Here is a 19,197-nt window from a genome sequence, read left to right on the forward strand (position 1 = left end):
GTAAAATGAAAAGATTGATTATGAACGAGAAAGGACGAACCGATTATGACAGAAAATCTAGATTTATTTGAGCTGAATAAGCTTTTTATACTCGGGCGTCCCATCGTGTCAATTTTTCACAATACAGAAAATATGTACTCGATCGTGCGTGTGAAGATTCAAGAGACAAATTTACAGTATGAAGATAAAGAAATTATTATTGTAGGCTATCTCCCACCGCTACAAATGGACGAGCAATATCGCTTCACTGGTGTGCTCAAACAGCATCCGAAGTACGGTGTGCAATTTCAAATTGAAACGTTTGCCAAGGAAGTACCGGCTACAGAGCAGGGAATTGTGCATTATTTATCGAGTGATTTATTTGTTGGGATTGGCAAGAAAACAGCTGAAACGATTGTTGAAAAACTTGGAGCAAATGCACTGCGTCTCATTTTAGAAGACTCAAGTGCGTTGGATGTTGTACCTCGTTTATCCAAGGAAAAAAAAGAAGTAATTCGAAATACGATTGAACAAAATTTAGGTTTAGAGCGTGTAATGATTCAACTAAATGAATGGGGCTTTGGTCCACAGCTCGGCATGAAGATTTATCAAACGTATCGTACAGAAGCGATTCAAAGGTTAACGGAAAATCCATATCGACTTATTGAAGATGTTGAAGGAGTCGGTTTTTTCCGTGCAGATGAATTAGGCTCAAAACTTGGTATTACTGGAAATCATCCAGATCGGATTAAAGCAGCTGTACTCCATGTTTTAAATACGGCGGCACTTTCGGATGGTCATGTGTATTTGGATGCTGAACATCTGTTACCACAAGTAAAGGGTATGCTAGAGCAGAGTCAACGAGAGGACATTCCGTATGAAATGATTTCTAAAGCATGTATTGAAATGCGCGAAGAAAGCAAAATATGTGGTGAGGAAACTCGGTTGTATTTGCCCTCTCTTTATTTTTCAGAAGTGGGCATTGCTTCAAAAATTTTAGGCTTAATTGATCGCAATGAAAAAGCGACACATTTTAGTAAGGATGAAATTCGCAAGGCCGTTGGTGAGACCGAAGAATTTCTAAAAGTGACATATGCGGAAACGCAAGCTCGCGCAATTGAGCAAGCACTTAATTCTGCAGTCATGATTTTAACAGGTGGACCAGGAACAGGAAAAACAACAGTTGTACGTGGTATCGTTGAAGTGTATGCAAAATTACATGGTTTGTCACTCAATCCAAAGGAATATGCGCAAAAAGAAGAGCCGTTCCCCATTATTTTATGTGCACCGACTGGACGTGCTGCAAAACGCTTGTCAGAATCGACGGAGCTTCCAGCGATGACAATTCACCGTTTACTCGGCTTTACAGGGCAAGAGAAGGATGAGGAAACTGAGCGTGAAGTAACCGGAAAACTCATAATTGTCGATGAAATGTCTATGGTCGATACGTGGCTTGCCCATCAATTATTAAAATCCTTGCATGAGGATGTACAGGTTGTATTTGTTGGCGACCAAGATCAATTGCCTCCTGTTGGACCTGGACAAGTTTTAAAGGATTTACTTGCCTCTAAACAAATCCCTACGGTTGAACTGACTGATGTGTATCGTCAGGCAGAAGGTTCAACGATCATTGAACTTGCCCATCAAATTAAACGTGGCACGATTCCGCAAAACTTAACGGCAAAAACATCGGATCGTTCATTTATTAAGGCATCCTCGGAGCAAGTGGCAAGTGTCGTGACACAGGTTGTGCAAAGTGCTGTAGCGAAGGGTCAAGAAATCCGTAATATTCAAGTGCTTGCACCGATGTATAAAGGACCGGCTGGGATCGATAGTTTAAATAAGATGATTCAAGAGCTCGTGAATCCAAATGATACTGGCACAAGAAAAGAGCTTGTTTTCGGTGATGTGACTTACCGCATTAAGGATAAGGTGTTACAGCTCGTCAATCAGCCTGAAAGCAATGTTTTTAATGGTGATATGGGTGAGGTCATTAGTATTATTAAAGCTAAGGAAACGATTGAAAAGCAAGATTTACTTGTTGTGTCGTTTGATGGTATTGAGGTTACTTATCAACGTAGTGACTTAAATCAGATAACGCTTGCTTACTGCTGTTCCATTCATAAGTCACAGGGTTCGGAATTCCCAACTGTGATCATGCCAGTGGTACGTGGTTACTCCAAAATGTTGCGACGTAATTTGCTATACACGGGTATTACACGAGCGAAAAATTTCTTAATTTTATGTGGCGAGCCTGATGTGTTAGCGAACGGTTTACTGCGTACAGATGATTTGCAACGATTTACGTCACTTCGCGCACGTTTAAACCCAATGGATATGCCAGAGGATGTTATAAAAGTAGTAGAACCTACACAAATTGATGAAACAACTGATGTAGAAAATACTGTGAGAGCAATGCATCTAACAGTAGAAACAATGCCACATATTCATCCGATGATTGGAATGGACGGAGTTTCTCCATATGATTTTATGGACGAAGCTAAATGAAAAAGGTAGTTTTGACCTTTTTGAAATTTATGTTATAATTTGGTAATTATTAGTATGAGGTGAATAGAAGTGAGATTAAAGTGTATGGCATTAGTACTGATGCTTTTAACGTTGATACCATTTACGTTAGAAGCACAGGCTAGTGGTACGGTCATTCAAACCAATGAGGAGACGGTTGTTTATGATAATCGCTCGGGTTCGCTGATTCAAGTCGGAACCCTATCAGCAGGACAAACTTTTGTTGTGAAAAAAGATTACGGTTCCAATTGGTGGCAAATTCGTTGGGGTGATTATGATGGCTTTGTGAGTAAGCGTTACACAACCATTGTACCCGCTAAGACGTATAAAAATGATGTGAAATGGGCGGTCAAAGTAACTAATCACATTACGGCTACTGGCGTAACACCGATTTTTGATAATACGGGTAGTAAGCTTGTCCAATTTGCGACATTGTCAGAAGGCGTGAAATACCCGATATACAGCAAAAGTGGCGACTGGTATGGAATTGCTGTGAACAGTCGATTGGGGTTTGTACATAGCAAGTATGTAGTGGAGGAGAAAAACGAGGTAACGACGGGTAAACCAACAACACCTCCTGTACCAAATAAACCAACAGCTCCACCTGTACAAGTTACCCCAAATGGCTATATAGAGGCAACCGAGAATGTAGCCTTATACGATTTGCGCCGAGAAAATAAAACCATGGTTATTGCTACTTTGTTAAAGGGGCAACAATTGAAAGTAGTAAATGCAGAAGACCCTACGTATGTAAAAGTCCAATGGGGCAAAACGTTTGTTTATGTGGAAAAAACAAAAGTGAAATTTGTGAATACACCTTCTTATAAAAATATCGGCAAAGACAGTGCGGTGAAAAATCAATATTTCATTCCTATTTCTGGGAATAGTGAAATTTACGATCGTTCAAATGGGAAATTGATACCATTTGCGAAACTTGATACGAATCGACGTTATCCGATTTTACGTAAAGATGGCAGTTGGTATGTTACGACAATCGGAGGTCGAGAAGGCTATATCCATAGCTCGAAGGTTGCTTTAGACCGTGGTGTCCCTGTATTAATGTATCATCATTTATTGAAAAAACATGAGCTTGGCCGTTTCGAAAATGTAAGTACAACGATGACAGACGTTCAATTTGCGAATGAAATGCAGTATTTAAAAAGTAAAAATTATGAAACTTTAAGTATTTACGAATTACAGCAATTTATGCGCAATGAAATTACATTACCGGCGTATTCGGTTGTCCTTACATTTGACGATGGTTTATTATCAACACGTGAATATGCGTACCCGATTTTGCAAAAATATGGCTTCAAAGCGACACAGTTTTTAATTACGTATCGTAATGAATATTCATCAGCTGAGCAAGCATTCGACTATACAGATTTGCAGGCAATTTCAAAACAAGACATGGATAATATGCGTGATGTGTTCACGTATGAATCACACACTTATAATTTGCATGATATGATTGGACGAACAGGAAAGATGCTATTAATTCCTTACCGTGAAGTGGTACAGGACTTAAAACGAAGCTTAACGATCATTCCAGATGCAAAAGCATTTGCTTATCCATTTGGACAATATAATTCAAATACTATTTACGCAGTCAAAGATGCCGGCTTTACGATGGCATTTTCAACAAAACCTGGCTACAACAACCCGTATGATGATCTTTACCAAATTAAGCGATTATCCAGCGATCAGCAAACAACCTTTGCACAATATCAAAAAATGGTTTCGCCTTATGCGAAATAATAAAAACCCATTCCGCAATTGGCTGGAATGGGTTTTTATTATTCTAGGTGAATTCATAAAGTAATACAATTATCGGTTTTTGATCTGTTAATATAATGCAGCTCGTGTAAGTATGGAACGAATTATCGGGAAAGTTCATATATTAAATGAGTATTAAACAATAGGTGAAGTATAGAGGGGTGTGTATATGCCAGCAATTACAGGACAACAGTATATTGACCGTATAGATGCATTAAAGACATATATTTCGTTAGACGGGGAAGTTGTAACTGGGAAAGTGTCGGAGCATCCAGCGTTTAAAGGGGTTATGCAAAGTCAGGCAAAGCTTTTTGATTTGCAACATGGCGATACGCAGCAAGACATGATGACATATTTGTCACCATCGAGCGGTGAACAAGTCGGCATGTCATTTTTACTGCCAGTGACGAAGGACGATTTAGTGAAAAGAAGACTAGCAGCACGGGAATGGGCATTATCGAATCATGGTTTCATGGGACGTAGCCCAGATTATATGAATACGACGTTAATGGCGCTAGCATCAGGTGCTGAATTTTTAAAAGATAAACCTAATTGTTTTCCTGAGCATCTTCTTAGTTTTTATGAATATGCACGTGAGAACGATCTGACGATGACACATACATTTATCGAGCCACAGGTAAATCGGCAAAAATTTTATTTCGAAAATGAAGAAAAGACGATTGCGGCAAAAATAGTAGGTAAAACGAGCAAGGGGTTAGTCATTAAAGGGGCGAGGCTGTTAGCTACACAAGGCGGAATTACCGATGAACTGCTTGTGTTATCGACAAATGGCTATGATGAAGGCAAGGGTTATGGTTTTTCAATCCCGAGTAATACAACAGGATTGAAGTTCCTTTGTAGACAATCTTTTGTCGGTGGAACGTCGACGTTTGATCACCCATTAAGTGCACGTTTTGAGGAAATGGATGCAATTGTTGTGTTTGATGATGTTGTTGTCCCGTGGGAGCGTGTTTTTTATTACGAAAATGTGGAAGTGGCCAATCAGTTTATGAATGTATGTGGCTTCCAATCGTTTACTTTACATCAAGTACTGTCCCGACAAATTGCTAAGACGGAATTTATTTTAGGGATTGTGCAATCAATTGTCGATACGATTAATATAGGAGATTATCAGCATGTTCAGCAAAAGGTTGTTGAAGTGATTGTAACTTTAGAAACGATGAAGGCTATGCTGATAAAATCAGAGGAAGAGGCAAAGAGAGATTGTTTTGGATATATGAGACCTGATCATCCGACGCTTCAAGTAGCGATTCAAATTTTCCCGAAAGTATATCCGACCTTTACGGAAATTATTCAATCACTCGGTGCGAGTGGTTTAATGTCGATTCCAACTGAAAAAGCCTTTCAAGCAGATGCTGGTGATCTTGAACAGTATTTACAGTCGTTTGGTGATGGTGGAGAGGAACGGGTGAAAAAATTCCGACTCGCTTGGGATTTAACGATGAGTAGCTTCGGCACCCGACAAACATTGTATGAACGATTTTTCTTTGGTGATCCGGTGCGTTTATCAGGTATTCTTTATCAGTCATACAGCAGAGAGCATCTTGTAAAGCGGGTGGAGGATTTTTTGCGAAAGACCTAACGGGTTTCGTAATTGATAAATAGGAGAAATAGCTTGTGAACTCACGTTGGTTTTCGTAAGTTATTTTTTATGTTTAACAAGGATTACGTTTTCTAAGGTACAATCTATATGAAACTGCAATTAAGAAGCGAATTAAAGAAAATTGATTTCAACTTATATAAATGTTTAACTTTAATGACTTTAGATATGAACATTATTCATTAAGGCTGAAATTAAAAGTAGAAATTTGTATACTCCACTATTATCAATTTTTTGTCGACTATTATTAATAGGTGAACGTTGACACAATTCGCATTCTTTTTTATAATTCACTATATAATAGTAAAAAACGATGATGGAACAAGTACGTATTTGCAAGTGTTCAGAAAGGGATTTCTAGGCTGAAAAAATCCTCACAACAAGCAAATGCCGAAAGCTACTCCTGAGTGCAGCTAACCCCTGCCGTTCACTTACGTTACAAGTGCTTGAGAGGTAAGTTTTAATAACTTACAACTAGGGTGGTACCGCGAGATGATTATAAGTCCTCGTCCCTTTTTTTGGGGGATGAGGGCTTTTTTGCGTCTATAAGTGGATTCATATCGTCATTTTACGTAGATAAGAGGAGGAAATTTTCACATGAAAGCAGCAGAAATTCGCCGCATGTATTTAGAATTCTTTAAAGAAAAAGGCCATAATCATGAGCCTTCAGCACCACTTGTACCAATTAATGATGCATCATTACTTTGGATTAACTCAGGTGTTGCTACACTGAAAAAATACTTCGATGGTCGTGTTATTCCCGACAATCCACGTATTACAAACGCACAAAAATCAATTCGTACAAACGATATTGAAAACGTTGGGAAAACAGCGCGTCACCATACATTTTTCGAAATGCTAGGTAACTTCTCAATCGGTGATTACTTCAAAAAAGAAGCAATTCATTACGCGTGGGAATTCCTAACGGACAAAAAGTGGATGGGCTTTGATCCAGAACTTTTATCTATTACAATTCACCCAGAAGACCAAGAAGCATATGATGTATGGAAAAATGAAATTGGTATTCCAGAAGAACGTTTAATCCGTTTAGAGGGTAACTTCTGGGATATCGGTGAAGGTCCATCAGGTCCAAACTCTGAAATTTTCTACGACCGCGGAGAAGCTTACGGTAATGATGCAGATGATCCGGAAATGTATCCAGGTGGCGAAAACGAACGTTATCTTGAAGTTTGGAACTTAGTATTCTCACAATTTAACCACAATCCAGATGGCACATACACGCCACTACCAAAGCAAAATATTGATACAGGGATGGGTCTAGAACGTATCGTATCCGTTGTACAAAATGTACCAACAAACTTCGATACAGATTTATTCATGCCAATTATCGAGAAAATTGAACAATTCTCAAACCGTACGTACAAACGTCCGCACGAAATGGATTTACAAGAAATTTTCGGTAGCGAAGAAGATGTTAATACACCATTTAAAGTTATTGCTGACCATATCCGTACAGTAGCGTTTGCTATTGGTGATGGTGCACTTCCTTCAAATGAAGGTCGTGGCTATGTATTACGCCGTTTATTACGTCGCGCAGTACGATATGCAAAACAAATCGGCATCGAAAAGCCATTTATGTTTGAGTTAGTACCAACAGTAGGTAGCATTATGCAAGACTTCTACCCAGAAGTAACAGAAAAAGCGGAATTCATTCAACGTGTTATTAAAAATGAAGAGATCCGTTTCCATGAAACATTGGATGGTGGTTTGGCGATCTTTAATGATGTTGTAGCAACGCAAAAAGCAGCTGGTCATACTTACATTCCAGGTGCAGATGCTTTCCGTTTATATGACACATATGGTTTCCCAATCGAGTTAACAGAAGAGTACGCAGAAGAAGTAGGCATGACAGTGGATCACGAAGGTTTTGAATCTTCAATGAAACAACAACGTGATCGCGCACGTGCTGCTCGACAAGATGTAGATTCAATGCAAGTTCAAAGCGAAGTATTATCGAACTTAACAGTAGCAAGTGAATTCGTTGGTTATGATACGCTAGAAGTTGAGACAACTGTTGCAGCAATTATTGTTGATGGCCAAGTAGTGAAAGTAGCATCTGAAGGTCAAGAAGCACTTGTTGTGTTAGCGCAAACACCATTCTACGCTGAAATGGGTGGACAAATTGCGGATAGCGGTGTCATCTCAAATGATAGCTTTACAGCAGTTGTGAAAGATGTTCAAAAAGCACCAAACGGACAGCCGTTACACACTGTGCTTGTTGAATCTGGCGAGATGAACATAGAAGATGCTGTGAAAGCGTCTGTTCATCGTGATGTACGTAATCTTATTATAAAAAACCATACAGCTACACATATTATGCAACGTGCGTTAAAAGATGTATTAGGAGACCATGTCAACCAAGCTGGTTCTTACGTTGGTCCTGACCGTTTACGTTTTGACTTCTCTCACTTTGGACAAGTAACGAAAGAAGAGTTACAACAAATTGAGCGCATCGTGAACGAAAAAGTATGGGAAGATATTGAAGTTGTTATTGAAGAAAAAGGTATTGACGAAGCAAAAGCAATGGGCGCTATGGCTCTATTTGGCGAAAAATATGGCGATGTTGTACGTGTCGTATCAATAGGCGATTACTCAATTGAACTTTGTGGTGGCCTTCACGTAAAACGTTCTTCAGAAATTGGTTTCTTCAAAATTGTTTCTGAAGGTGGTATCGGCGCAGGGACTCGTCGTATTGAAGCTGTAAGTGGTAAAGTAGCTTACGAGGCTGTAAAAGAGGAAGAGGCTCTTCTAAATGAAGCGGCTGCACTTCTTAAAGCAAATTCAAAAGACATCGTAACGCGCGTACAATCGTTACAAGCAGACTACAAAGAATTACAACGCGAAAATGAAGCATTATCACAAAAAATTGCAAATGCACAAGCGGGTGCAATCGTTGATGCTGCGCAAACTTTTGGAGATGTCACAGTCCTGTCTACAAAAGTGGATGCAAAAGACAATAACCAACTTCGTCAAATGATGGACGACTTAAAAGGTAAAATGGAGAAATCCGTAATTGTATTAGGCGCGATCGACGGCGATAAAGTTATGCTTTGTGCTGGCGTTACAAAAGATTTAGTTGGTGGAAACTATCACGCTGGAAACATTGTCAAAATGGTCGCTGAAAGCTGTGGCGGTAAAGGTGGCGGACGCCCGGATATGGCGATGGCTGGCGCAAAAGAAGCTTCAAAACTTGATGAAGCGCTACTTTCTGTGTATGATTACATTAAATCCATTTAATTAATACGCCAAATCGGTTATAATAAAGAGAAATAGGAGATGAGCGTTGTTGCACATCTCCTTATTTCTGAAAGCGAGGTGCTGGTCATGAGTTCATTTGATCAAACGATGAAATTTAGTTTTCCAGAAGAGTCAATGGAACAGGAAGTTAAGCAGGTAATGTTGAAGGTACATTCTTCATTAGAGGAAAAGGGGTATAACCCTATCAATCAGATTGTAGGTTACTTACTTTCTGGTGATCCGGCATACATCCCTCGCCATCAGGATGCTCGTAATTTAATTCGCAAGCTTGAGCGTGATGAAATTCTGGAAGAGCTTGTTAAATTTTACATTAAAAAGAATAACGAGGACTAGAAATGAGAATTATGGGATTAGACGTTGGGTCGAAAACAGTGGGCATTGCAATAAGTGATGCACTTGGCTGGACGGCACAAGGTATTGAAACCGTAAAAATTGATGAAGCAAATGGTGAGTTTGGTATAAAACGCATCGCTGAATTAGTAAAGGAATACACTGTAACAGAATTTGTTGTAGGTTTCCCGAAAAACATGAATAATACGGTAGGCCCGCGCGGTGAAGCTTCTGAAAACTATAAAAAGTTATTAGAAGAGACATTTTCATTGCCGGTCAAACTTTGGGACGAACGTTTAACGACGATGGCTGCCGAGCGCATGCTAATCGAAGCTGACGTCAGTCGCAAAAAGCGCAAGCTAGTCATTGATAAGATGGCAGCTGTACTAATTTTACAAGGCTATTTAGATAGCAAAAATTAACTTATGAGGTGACTATTATGTCTCAAGAACACAACCATGAAGAAGATTTACACGTACAACATATTACAGTTATTGATGATAACGGTAACGAACAACTTTGCGAAGTGATTCACGTACACGAATCACCTGAATTCGGCAAATCATATGTATTTTACTCATTGGTAGGCGCTGAAGAAGATGAAAACGGTTCTGTAGAAATCTTCGTATCATCATTCGTACCATCTGAAAACGGTGAAGATGGTGAATTAACACCAATCGAAACTGAAGCTGAGTGGGATATGGTAGAAGACGTACTTAACGCTTTAGAGGACGAAGACGAAGAATAATCGTCACGTTTTGTAATGGTTGAAACAAGGATGGCTAGTGCTTTCCTTGTTTTTTTAGTGTCTAGGCATTCGCGCCAGATTTTTTTTTGTGCGAAAGCGAAGCGACAGCAACACGCCGCTCGAGGTCGCTTCGAAAGTCTCTTCGCGTGCAAGCACGCGAAGAGACTTCCTCCAGCGCTTGTCGCGGCTAAACGGGCGCGAATACGCTTTTCTTAATGAATATCGGAGGTGCTATAAATGAACGAAGAAATTCAAGAATTTATGATAATTGGTGAGGACGGCAAAGAACAAACTTGTCGTGTCGTGTTTACATTTGATGCAGAGGAAAAATCGTACGTGCTGTTTTCATTAATCGATGCAGAAGGCAATGAAATTCCTGGTGATATTTCAGCGATGACGTTTGATTATGATGATAACACCGGTGAAATGACAAATCTGCAAAAGGTAGAAACAGAAGCAGAGTGGGAAATGATCAACGAAGTAGTATTAACATTATTAAATGAGTTTGAGGAAGAACCTCAGCTTATTACTGTAACGGATGAAGAAGGCAATGACCAAGTTTGTGAGGTTGTCCATACATTTGATTCTGAGGCATTTAATAAGTCGTATGTACTTTATGTACCAGCAAATGATGAGCCGTTTGAAGAACGTGATATTTTTGCAGCACAGTATGTGCCAGGCGAAAATGGCGAGATTACAGATCTGTTACCGATTGAGTCAGACGAGGAATGGGCATTTGTAGAAGACGTTTTAAACGAATTGTAAACGGTACTCCAAGTGGCGAAATGCTGCTTGGAGTTTTTATATTAGTTTAAAGTTTAGACAGATAGAAACAAAGAAAAGTTGGCTAGGCTAGCAAAATAGATGAATATATAAGTCGAATTTAAAAATCCTGTGTACATTCGCACTGGCCGCAAGTACCTGATTCCTCATGGAAAGCGCCCAGCAGGAACGGAAATCAATCCCAAGTTATGGCGAATAGCCTCTTTTTATAGTAATTATTTGTAGGAGTATAACATTTTTGTTAAGGATTTTGAACGGCGGTGAACGCCAGAGCCCTAAATCCTACTGATTGGTTTTTATTAGAATTTTATTGGGAGAACCGCTTTTTCAGTGCCCTCAATTATGATAAGGATCCTTTTTCACATAAATAACGTAATAAGTAGAGGTATTATATGGTGATTTTAACCTAATTGTCGATTTGTATTTGTCGTAAAAGTCGATTTCTAGTATGATAATGGGTAGTGATAGGGGGGAAACCCGTGGATAACGGTTCTAAAAAGCAAGAAATGAAAGAAAAAAAACAGGAAATGTTTGAAAAAATGCAAGAAAGAAAAACTGAGGTAAAAAAAGTGAGAAAAATAGTCGCTATTATAGCAGTTATTTTTGTATTAGTAATAGGGATAATAGGCTTGATAGGCTACAATTACGTGTCAAGTGCACTAAAGCCAGTAGACCCGGATGCTACAAAAACAATTGCCGTTGAAGTGCCAATTGGTTCGAGTTTAAGCTCCATTGCTGCACTGTTAGAGGAAAAAGGCATTATTAAAGATGCACGTGTTTTTAAATATTATGCGAAGTTTAATAATGAATCACAGTTCCAAGCCGGCAATTATGATTTAACGCAAGCGATGACTTTGGACGAGCTGATTGAAAGTTTAAAAACCGGGAAAGTATACCGTGAGCCTGTCTTTACAATGACGATACCAGAAGGCTTTACATTAGAGCAAATTGGTAATGTAATCGAAAAGAAAACTTCGTATACACAAAAAGAATTTATGGATTTAGTAACAAGTGATGAATTTGTACAGCAAATGATGACGAATTATCCTGATTTAGTAACAGAGGCGGTATTAGCAGATACTATTCGTTATGATTTAGAAGGCTATTTATATCCTGCAACATATTCATATTTTGAAGAAAATCCTTCATTAGAATCGATTGTAGAAGAAATGGTTGCAGCGATGAATAATGTCGTGAAAAATTATACGGATGTACTAGCAGAAAAACAAATGACTGTCCATGAATTATTAACGTTTGCTTCACTACTTGAAGAAGAAGCAACAGCGCAAACAGACCGTGAAACAATTGCAAGTGTGTTCTACAACCGTATTGATGAGGGCATGCCACTTCAAACAGACCCAACCGTCTTATATGCACTTGGCTCACATAAAGACCGTGTATTATATGAAGATTTAGAAGTAGCAGATCCATATAATACTTACAAAAACAAAGGATTACCACCAGGTCCGATTGCTGGAGCTGGGAAAACTTCAATTGAAGCAACATTAAATCCTAGCTCAACAGATTATTTCTATTTCTTAGCGGATAAAGAAGGGGTTAACCACTTCTCGAAAACGTATGACGAACATTTACAAAAAGTAGAAAAATATTTACGTAAGGCAGAGTAGTTTTAGGAATATAGTAAATAACATAGTGTGATGAGAGGGATAGAAGGAAAGAAAAATAGCTTTCCTTCTATTTTCATGCTATTATAAGTTGTGATTTTAACTGTATTCAGCAAAAACCACCTAATTTTATAGGTGGAGAGATGTTTCAGGTTTCGACTTTTTTTGTAGGCATTTATAAGCCTGCTGAATAAAGTTAAGCCTCCGGCGGATGTCACAGATTTTGAAAGGAGTCAATTTTAGGATGTTAGCCTAAGTACGTCGCATCCATGCGACAACGGCTAACTGACCTGCATCGTGCATGCCTAAGCACAATTCAAAATCTGGACGCAATTACGCCGAGGCGTAATCGACTCAATATATACGTGGTGGCAATTGTTTTGATTGTATTCGAAAAACAATTGCTCATTTTTGTATGGCAAAGTACCAAGACATCACGTTTGGTCCTTTTCTTTTTGTAGTAAAAGTTGATGATGTATGGACAACGGAGTATTCCACGTTGTGAAAATCATCTAGGCTAATAGCTCATACCTCCCGAGGTTGCGGTCAGCACCATCGGATGTAGAAGAGCATTTTGAGGTGTTAAACTAACTATGGAATTATCAGATGCTTATATACAATCGTTCATTCAGCCACGTAATGACTTGCTTTTAGAAATGGAAGCGTATGCGGAAGAACATCATGTGCCGATTATGCAGCTTGCAGGCATTGATGCACTGAATCAGCTACTGCGCATTCAAAATCCGACAAAGATTTTAGAAATTGGCACAGCAATTGGCTATTCGGCGATACGTATGGCTGAAGCTTTACCGCAAGTCCAAATCGTGACTATTGAACGTGATGTGGATCGTGTGACGAGAGCGAAAGATTATATTGCACGCTCTACTGTGTCGGACCGTATTACGGTCATTGAGGGTGACGCATTAGAAGTGGATGACGAAGCAATTCACACGACGTTTGATGCAGTATTTATTGACGCAGCGAAGGGGCAATATCAACGATTTTTTGAAAAATATGCGCCACTCGTAAAATCAGGAGGCGTCCTGTATATCGATAATATGTATATGCATGGCTTATCAGATTTGGATTTAAAGGATGTACCACGTCGTAAAAGAACGATGATTCGTAACTTGAAAAATTTCACAGATTGGATTATGCACCATCCAGATTATACGAGTGCATTTTTACCAGTTGGTGATGGATTATTATTATGTTTGAAGAGGTGACTAGAATGAAAAAACCTGAATTGCTTGTCACACCGCAGTCGGTGGACCATGTAAAAGCACTTATAACTGCTGGAGCAGATGCTTTTGTTATTGGTGAACAACAATTTGGCCTTCGTCTAGCAGGAGATTTTTCTGTGAGCGAAGTAGAAGAAGCAACAAATCTGATTCATGCTGCAGGTAAAAAAGTGTATGTAGCTGTAAATGCTTTATTTCATAATGAAAAAATAGACGCATTAGGCGAATATTTAAAAGAAATGCAACGTATTGGCGTGGACCGTCTGATTTATGGCGACCCTGCAGTAATTATTTTATGTCGTGAGCAAGGTGTTACAATTCCGCTTCACTGGAATCCTGAAACAACAGCGACAAACTGGTTTACTGCGAATTATTGGGGTAAACGAGGTGCCGTACGTGCGGTACTTGCGCGTGAACTTTCATTGGATGAAGTTTTAGAGATTAAAGAAAATGCTGAAGTGGAAGTTGAAGTACAAGTGCACGGAATGACGTGCATGTTCCAATCGAAACGTCCACTATTAGGACATTATTTCTTATACCAAGATAAAGTAATGGAAATCGAAAATCGCAAAGAAAACCGTAGTATGTTCTTGCATGATGATGAACGTAACAACAAATATCCGATTTATGAGGACGTGAACGGTACGCATATTTTCAGTCCAAACGATATGTGTATTATTGACGAACTAGGCGAATTATTTGAAGCCGGCATTGATTCATTAAAAATCGAAGGCGTACTGCAAACACCTGAATATGTCGAAACCGTGACGGCAGCATATCGTAAAGCAATTGATGTATACTTTGACGAGTCAGAAGATGCGTATGAAGACATTAAAGATGAATTACTAGCAACAATTGAAGAGATCCAACCAGCTATTCGACCACTTGATACTGGCTTTATCTTCAAAGAAACTGTGTACTAGGAGGTGGCAAGACAATGGCATTAGCATTAGAGCAAAATGACAAAATCCGTGGAATCGTCGACGGTAAACGTGTCATAACAAAGAAACCAGAACTACTTGCCCCTGCAGGTAGTTTAGAAAAATTAAAAATTGCTGTACACTACGGCGCAGATGCAGTATTTATCGGAGGACGTGAATTTGGACTTCGTTCAAATGCAGGTAACTTCTCGATTGAGGAAATGCGTGAAGGTGTAGAGTTCGCAAACAAATATGGTGCGAAAATATACGTAACAACAAATATTTTTGCTCATAATGAAAATATGGATGGCTTAGAACAATATTTACAAGATATTGAATCAGCAGGTGTTACGGGGATTATTGTAGCAGATCCGCTTATTATCGAAACATGTCGCAATAGTGCACCTAAGCTTGAAATTCACTTATCTACACAACAATCTCTTTCAAACTGGAAAGCTGTGCAGTACTGGAAAGAGGAAGGCTTACACCGTGTCGTATTAGCACGTGAAGTCGGTGGCGAAGAAATGAAGCTGATGAAGGAAAAAGTCGATATTGAAATCGAAGCATTCGTGCATGGCGCAATGTGTATCGCTTATTCTGGCCGTTGTGTTCTATCGAATCATATGACTGCACGTGACTCAAACCGTGGTGGTTGCTGTCAATCTTGCCGTTGGGATTATGATTTATATGAATTAGAAGATGGCGAAGAAAAAGCACTATTTGATGAAAATGACTCTCCATTTGCGATGAGCCCGAAAGATTTAAAATTAATCGAAGCAATTCCACATATGATTGAGCTAGGTATTGACTCATTAAAAGTGGAAGGCCGAATGAAATCAATTCACTATGTTGCGACAGTAACTTCTGTCTATCGAAAAGTGATTGACGCATACTGTGCAGACCCAGATAATTTCAAAATTAAACGTGAATGGCTAGAAGAGCTAGATAAATGTGCTAACCGTGATGCAGCGGAAGCGTTCTTCCATGATGCACCGGGTCAAGAAGAGCAAATGTTTGGCGTACATGGTCGCAAAACAACCTATGAGTTTGCAGGGCTTATTTTAGACCATGACCCTGAAACGAAAATCGTTACAATGCAACAACGTAACTACTTCAAACCTGGTGATGAGGTTGAGTTCTTCGGTCCAGAAATTGAAAACTTCCGTATCACAATGGGCGAAATTTGGGATGAGGACGGCAATTCATTAGATGCGGCACGTCACCCATTACAAATTGTGAAATTTAAATGTGACACACCACTAATGCCGCACAATATGATGCGAAAGGAGAATAAATAATGGCACAGAAGCGTCCAGTAGTTATCGGAATCGCTGGTGGATCATGCTCAGGTAAAACGAGTGTGACACATGCCATCTATGATGTTTTCCGTGGTCATTCAGTTGTAGTAATCGAACAAGATTATTACTATAAAGATCAAAGCCATCTAACGTTTGAGGAGCGTCTAGGGACAAACTATGACCACCCTCTTGCGTTTGATAATGATTTACTAATCGAACATATTAATACGCTATTAGACCGTCAAGCGATTGACAAACCAGTCTATGACTATGTACAGCATACACGTGCGAAAGAAGTCATTCACGTAGAGCCTGTGGACGTTATTATACTAGAAGGTATTTTAGTGCTAGAGGATGCACGTTTACGTGAGCTGATGGACATTAAATTATATGTCGATACAGATTCAGATTTGCGAATTATTCGTCGTATTATGCGTGATATCAAAGAACGTGGACGTACAACGGATTCAGTCATTGAACAGTATTTAGCAGCGGTTCGTCCGATGCATAATTTATTCATTGAACCGACGAAACGTTATGCTGATATTATCATTCCCGAAGGCGGGGAAAATGAAGTTGCTATTGACTTATTAGTGACGAAAATTAAAACTATTCTTGAAACTGACAACGTATTGTAATAAGATAGAGTGGTATTGACAATATTTTCATGTTTGTAAATGCATATAATTGCATTGAATGCATACTATTAGGTCAAAGAGCATTTTGAAAATGAATAAAAATAATAAAATTCGATTAAATGCATCTTATGTTATTGTCACTATGTTCAAGCAGTGGCGTAACACTCGGTGCATTTGGTCGAGTTTTATGTTTTTATACTGAAGAATTAAGGAGTGAATTATCTTGTCAAATGAAAAACAATATCCAATGACTGCAGACGGTAAGAGAAAATTAGAAGAAGAATTAGTGAAATTAGAAACAGAAACACGTAAAGAAATCGTAGAACGCATTAAAATCGCGCGTGACTTCGGGGACCTTTCTGAAAATGCTGAGTATGACGCAGCGAAAGAAGAGCAAGCTTTCTTAGAAGGACGTATCTCAACATTAAAATCAATGATTCGTAATGCATTTATTATAACTGAAGATGAAACTGATAACAGTGTTGTAACACTTGGGAAAACTGTTACTTTTGTAGAAATCATTAACGGAAAAGTTATGACTGATGAGGAATCATATACAATCGTTGGTTCAGCAGAAGCAGATCCAATGGAGTTCCGTATCTCAAATGAATCACCAATTGCTAAAGGTTTACTAGGGAAAGAAATAGGCGATGAAGTGACTATCCAAACTCCTGGCGGCGAAATGAAAGTGAAAATTGTTTCAATTAAATAAGTAATATGTACAAGCAGCTAGCTTTTCTTTTTTGAGAGAAGCTAGCTGTTTTTATTATGCAAGCACGTTAGAACTTGATAAAATATTGGCTAGGGAGGAGGAGACTACATGAGTGAAAAAAAAACACGAAGCGGTCGCCATCTGCAACCAGCTCCGAGTAAAAAGCTGAATAAATGGTTAAATGTGCTAATTGGAGTTGTTGCTGTTTTAATTCTTATTACGACTTTGTATATATTTAATTGGCAAGACAATATAGAAGATACGGTGAAAGAAGATCCTGTCGTAACAAGTCCAGAAGAAAACGAAGAAGAGTCTTCTAAAGAGGATATCGTATCGAATGAAGAAGAGCCACCAGTACAAGAAGAAGAGGAACAACAACCGGAGCAGGAAACGGCTGTAGAAACACCGTCAGACGATCCAATTGTCGATCGTGTCATTACAGATGAAAGTTGGCAACCGACGCCTACAACGCAAACTGGAGGGCATGTATCGTCGTATAATCCTGAGTCTGTCGATTGGCAAGAAAAAGTAGCAACGATTACAGGTGTGACAGGTATCGAAAAAGACAATATGATTATTTGGCGTTTGCAAAATAATGGTGGTGCAGATAAAGCCATTGCAACCGTTTCAACGAAAGATAAAACAGAAATGTACCGTGTCAGCATGGAATGGGTAAATAACGAAGGGTGGCTTCCTGTGAAGCTTGAAGTATTGAACACAGTGGAAGGTGCCTATTGACGAAAGCATTCATTTTGATTATTTTTAGAAGAGTCAAATGAAGAAGGGAAGTAAATTATTAATGAAAATCGCAGTAATCGGCGCAATGGAAGAAGAAGTAGAACTTTTACGCGCATCTTTAGAAAATACTGAAAAAACAATACTAGCAGGTAGTGAATTCACAACAGGTATGTATGAAGGTAAAGAGGTTGTTCTTCTAAAAAGCGGTATCGGAAAAGTAAATGCAGCTATGTCGACGACAATTTTATTGCATGAATTCAAGCCAGATGTAGTCATTAACACAGGTTCAGCAGGTGGTTATGATGAGACGCTTGAAGTAGGTGCAGTCGTGATTTCTGATGAAGTACGTCATCATGACGTGGATGTAACAATTTTCGGCTATGAAATTGGTCAAATGGCGGGTATGCCAGCTGGCTTTAAAGCAGATGATAAGCTAATCCGAGTTGCAGAAGAGGCTGTAAAAGCAGTTGGTGAGCATCAATACGGTGTAGGTCTGATTTGCTCGGGTGACGCTTTTATGAATGACCCAGTGCGCGTAGAAACAGTACGTGGCTTTTTCCCGCAAATGAAAGCAGTAGAAATGGAAGCGGCTGCTGTAGCGCAAGTGTGCTACCAATTTGGTACGCCATTTGTAGTCATCCGTGCGCTGTCGGATATTGCAGGGAAAGAATCAAACATTAGCTTTGATGAGTTTTTACCGGTGGCAGCAAAGCATTCGACACAAGTTGTGTTAAAAGCCATTGCATCACTTTAATCTACACAAAATGGACATAAAAATAGCATTGGCAGTGAGAAAAATCACAGTGTTTTTTTCATGCCAATGCTACACTTAAATCAATAAATTCTATGCAAATTCAGGTGGGAGGCATTGACGATGTTACTTTTGACAGCAGGTGTAGTAATAATAACAACGCTAGTTGGTTTACTAATTTCAGCTGAACTTGGTGAAACAATCCATTAATTTGTGTATGAAGCTCCTTTGC

16 protein-coding genes and 1 other annotated feature are annotated in these 19,197 nt (G+C 39.1%); all 16 genes read left to right on the top strand.

Going from position 1 to position 19,197, the window contains the following annotated elements; genetic code table 11:
• Positions 1–45: 45 nt before the first annotated feature.
• The 16 genes from recD2 (at position 46) to mtnN (ending at position 18,968) form a co-directional block, all read left to right on the top strand.
• On the top strand, positions 46–2,487 hold the full coding sequence (recD2, locus tag AEA09_RS04710; RefSeq protein WP_053582737.1) for an SF1B family DNA helicase RecD2: 2,442 nt from the start codon (positions 46–48) through the stop codon (positions 2,485–2,487).
• 69 nt (positions 2,488–2,556) lie between these two features.
• The gene (locus AEA09_RS04715) at positions 2,557–4,263 is read left to right on the top strand and encodes a polysaccharide deacetylase family protein (RefSeq protein WP_156312048.1); all 1,707 of its coding nucleotides are present in this window, start codon (positions 2,557–2,559) and stop codon (positions 4,261–4,263) included.
• A 187-nt stretch (positions 4,264–4,450) separates the two neighbouring features.
• Entirely contained in the window at positions 4,451–5,884 is a 1,434-nt protein-coding gene (gene hpaB, locus AEA09_RS04720; protein WP_053582739.1) for a 4-hydroxyphenylacetate 3-monooxygenase, oxygenase component, read from the top strand.
• A gap of 322 nt (positions 5,885–6,206) precedes the next feature.
• Positions 6,207–6,419 (top strand) — a binding site (T-box leader).
• An 80-nt stretch (positions 6,420–6,499) separates the two neighbouring features.
• Positions 6,500–9,160 carry an alanine--tRNA ligase gene (gene alaS, locus AEA09_RS04725; RefSeq protein ID WP_053582740.1) on the top strand — a complete coding sequence of 887 codons (2,661 nt, stop codon included), beginning with the start codon at positions 6,500–6,502 and terminating at the stop codon, positions 9,158–9,160.
• An 87-nt stretch (positions 9,161–9,247) separates the two neighbouring features.
• Positions 9,248–9,514 carry an IreB family regulatory phosphoprotein gene (locus tag AEA09_RS04730; RefSeq protein WP_053584610.1) on the top strand — a complete coding sequence of 89 codons (267 nt, stop codon included), beginning with the start codon at positions 9,248–9,250 and terminating at the stop codon, positions 9,512–9,514.
• Between the two features lie 2 nt (positions 9,515–9,516).
• Entirely contained in the window at positions 9,517–9,933 is a 417-nt protein-coding gene (gene ruvX / locus AEA09_RS04735) for a Holliday junction resolvase RuvX (RefSeq protein WP_053582741.1), read from the top strand.
• A gap of 17 nt (positions 9,934–9,950) precedes the next feature.
• Positions 9,951–10,259, top strand: a complete 309-nt coding sequence (locus AEA09_RS04740) for a DUF1292 domain-containing protein (protein ID WP_053582742.1) — start codon at positions 9,951–9,953, stop codon at positions 10,257–10,259.
• A 237-nt stretch (positions 10,260–10,496) separates the two neighbouring features.
• The gene (locus AEA09_RS04745) at positions 10,497–11,024 is read left to right on the top strand and encodes a DUF1292 domain-containing protein (RefSeq protein WP_053582743.1); all 528 of its coding nucleotides are present in this window, start codon (positions 10,497–10,499) and stop codon (positions 11,022–11,024) included.
• 524 nt (positions 11,025–11,548) lie between these two features.
• Positions 11,549–12,670: an endolytic transglycosylase MltG gene (mltG, locus tag AEA09_RS04750; RefSeq protein ID WP_053584611.1), complete on the top strand. Its 1,122-nt coding sequence runs from the start codon at positions 11,549–11,551 to the stop codon at positions 12,668–12,670.
• A 590-nt stretch (positions 12,671–13,260) separates the two neighbouring features.
• Positions 13,261–13,893 (top strand): O-methyltransferase, encoded by a 633-nt coding sequence (locus AEA09_RS04755; RefSeq protein ID WP_053582744.1) that lies wholly within the window; start codon positions 13,261–13,263, stop codon positions 13,891–13,893.
• A 5-nt stretch (positions 13,894–13,898) separates the two neighbouring features.
• Complete coding sequence (locus tag AEA09_RS04760; RefSeq protein WP_053582745.1) at positions 13,899–14,831, top strand: peptidase U32 family protein; 933 nt, start codon at positions 13,899–13,901, stop codon at positions 14,829–14,831.
• A 14-nt stretch (positions 14,832–14,845) separates the two neighbouring features.
• Complete coding sequence (locus AEA09_RS04765) at positions 14,846–16,126, top strand: peptidase U32 family protein (protein ID WP_053582746.1); 1,281 nt, start codon at positions 14,846–14,848, stop codon at positions 16,124–16,126.
• Positions 16,126–16,764: a uridine kinase gene (gene udk, locus AEA09_RS04770; protein WP_053582747.1), complete on the top strand. Its 639-nt coding sequence runs from the start codon at positions 16,126–16,128 to the stop codon at positions 16,762–16,764. The genes AEA09_RS04765 and udk overlap by 1 nt, the downstream gene beginning before the upstream one ends.
• 223 nt (positions 16,765–16,987) lie before the next feature.
• Positions 16,988–17,476, top strand: coding sequence for a transcription elongation factor GreA (greA, locus tag AEA09_RS04775; RefSeq protein WP_053582748.1), 489 nt, complete (start codon positions 16,988–16,990; stop codon positions 17,474–17,476).
• Between the two features lie 108 nt (positions 17,477–17,584).
• Complete coding sequence (locus AEA09_RS04780) at positions 17,585–18,214, top strand: YrrS family protein (RefSeq protein ID WP_053582749.1); 630 nt, start codon at positions 17,585–17,587, stop codon at positions 18,212–18,214.
• A gap of 61 nt (positions 18,215–18,275) precedes the next feature.
• Positions 18,276–18,968: a 5'-methylthioadenosine/S-adenosylhomocysteine nucleosidase gene (gene mtnN / locus AEA09_RS04785; RefSeq protein ID WP_053582750.1), complete on the top strand. Its 693-nt coding sequence runs from the start codon at positions 18,276–18,278 to the stop codon at positions 18,966–18,968.
• The last annotated feature ends 229 nt before the right edge of the window (positions 18,969–19,197 follow it).

It is taken from the genome of Lysinibacillus contaminans (genome assembly GCF_001278945.1).
Classification (GTDB): domain Bacteria; phylum Bacillota; class Bacilli; order Bacillales_A; family Planococcaceae; genus Lysinibacillus; species Lysinibacillus contaminans.

Bases quoted from the DNA above. Each gene is read 5' to 3' on its own strand.
- AEA09_RS04755 (WP_053582744.1), top strand. From the start codon at position 13,261: ATGGAATTATCAGATGCTTATATACAATCGTTCATTCAGCCACGTAAT.
- hpaB (WP_053582739.1), top strand. From the start codon at position 4,451: ATGCCAGCAATTACAGGACAACAGTATATTGACCGTATAGATGCATTA.
- mtnN (WP_053582750.1), top strand. From the start codon at position 18,276: ATGAAAATCGCAGTAATCGGCGCAATGGAAGAAGAAGTAGAACTTTTA.
- AEA09_RS04740 (WP_053582742.1), top strand. From the start codon at position 9,951: ATGTCTCAAGAACACAACCATGAAGAAGATTTACACGTACAACATATT.
- AEA09_RS04765 (WP_053582746.1), top strand. From the start codon at position 14,846: ATGGCATTAGCATTAGAGCAAAATGACAAAATCCGTGGAATCGTCGAC.
- alaS (WP_053582740.1), top strand. From the start codon at position 6,500: ATGAAAGCAGCAGAAATTCGCCGCATGTATTTAGAATTCTTTAAAGAA.
- AEA09_RS04780 (WP_053582749.1), top strand. From the start codon at position 17,585: ATGAGTGAAAAAAAAACACGAAGCGGTCGCCATCTGCAACCAGCTCCG.
- udk (WP_053582747.1), top strand. From the start codon at position 16,126: ATGGCACAGAAGCGTCCAGTAGTTATCGGAATCGCTGGTGGATCATGC.
- AEA09_RS04760 (WP_053582745.1), top strand. From the start codon at position 13,899: ATGAAAAAACCTGAATTGCTTGTCACACCGCAGTCGGTGGACCATGTA.
- AEA09_RS04730 (WP_053584610.1), top strand. From the start codon at position 9,248: ATGAGTTCATTTGATCAAACGATGAAATTTAGTTTTCCAGAAGAGTCA.
- recD2 (WP_053582737.1), top strand. From the start codon at position 46: ATGACAGAAAATCTAGATTTATTTGAGCTGAATAAGCTTTTTATACTC.
- mltG (WP_053584611.1), top strand. From the start codon at position 11,549: ATGAAAGAAAAAAAACAGGAAATGTTTGAAAAAATGCAAGAAAGAAAA.
- AEA09_RS04745 (WP_053582743.1), top strand. From the start codon at position 10,497: ATGAACGAAGAAATTCAAGAATTTATGATAATTGGTGAGGACGGCAAA.
- ruvX (WP_053582741.1), top strand. From the start codon at position 9,517: ATGAGAATTATGGGATTAGACGTTGGGTCGAAAACAGTGGGCATTGCA.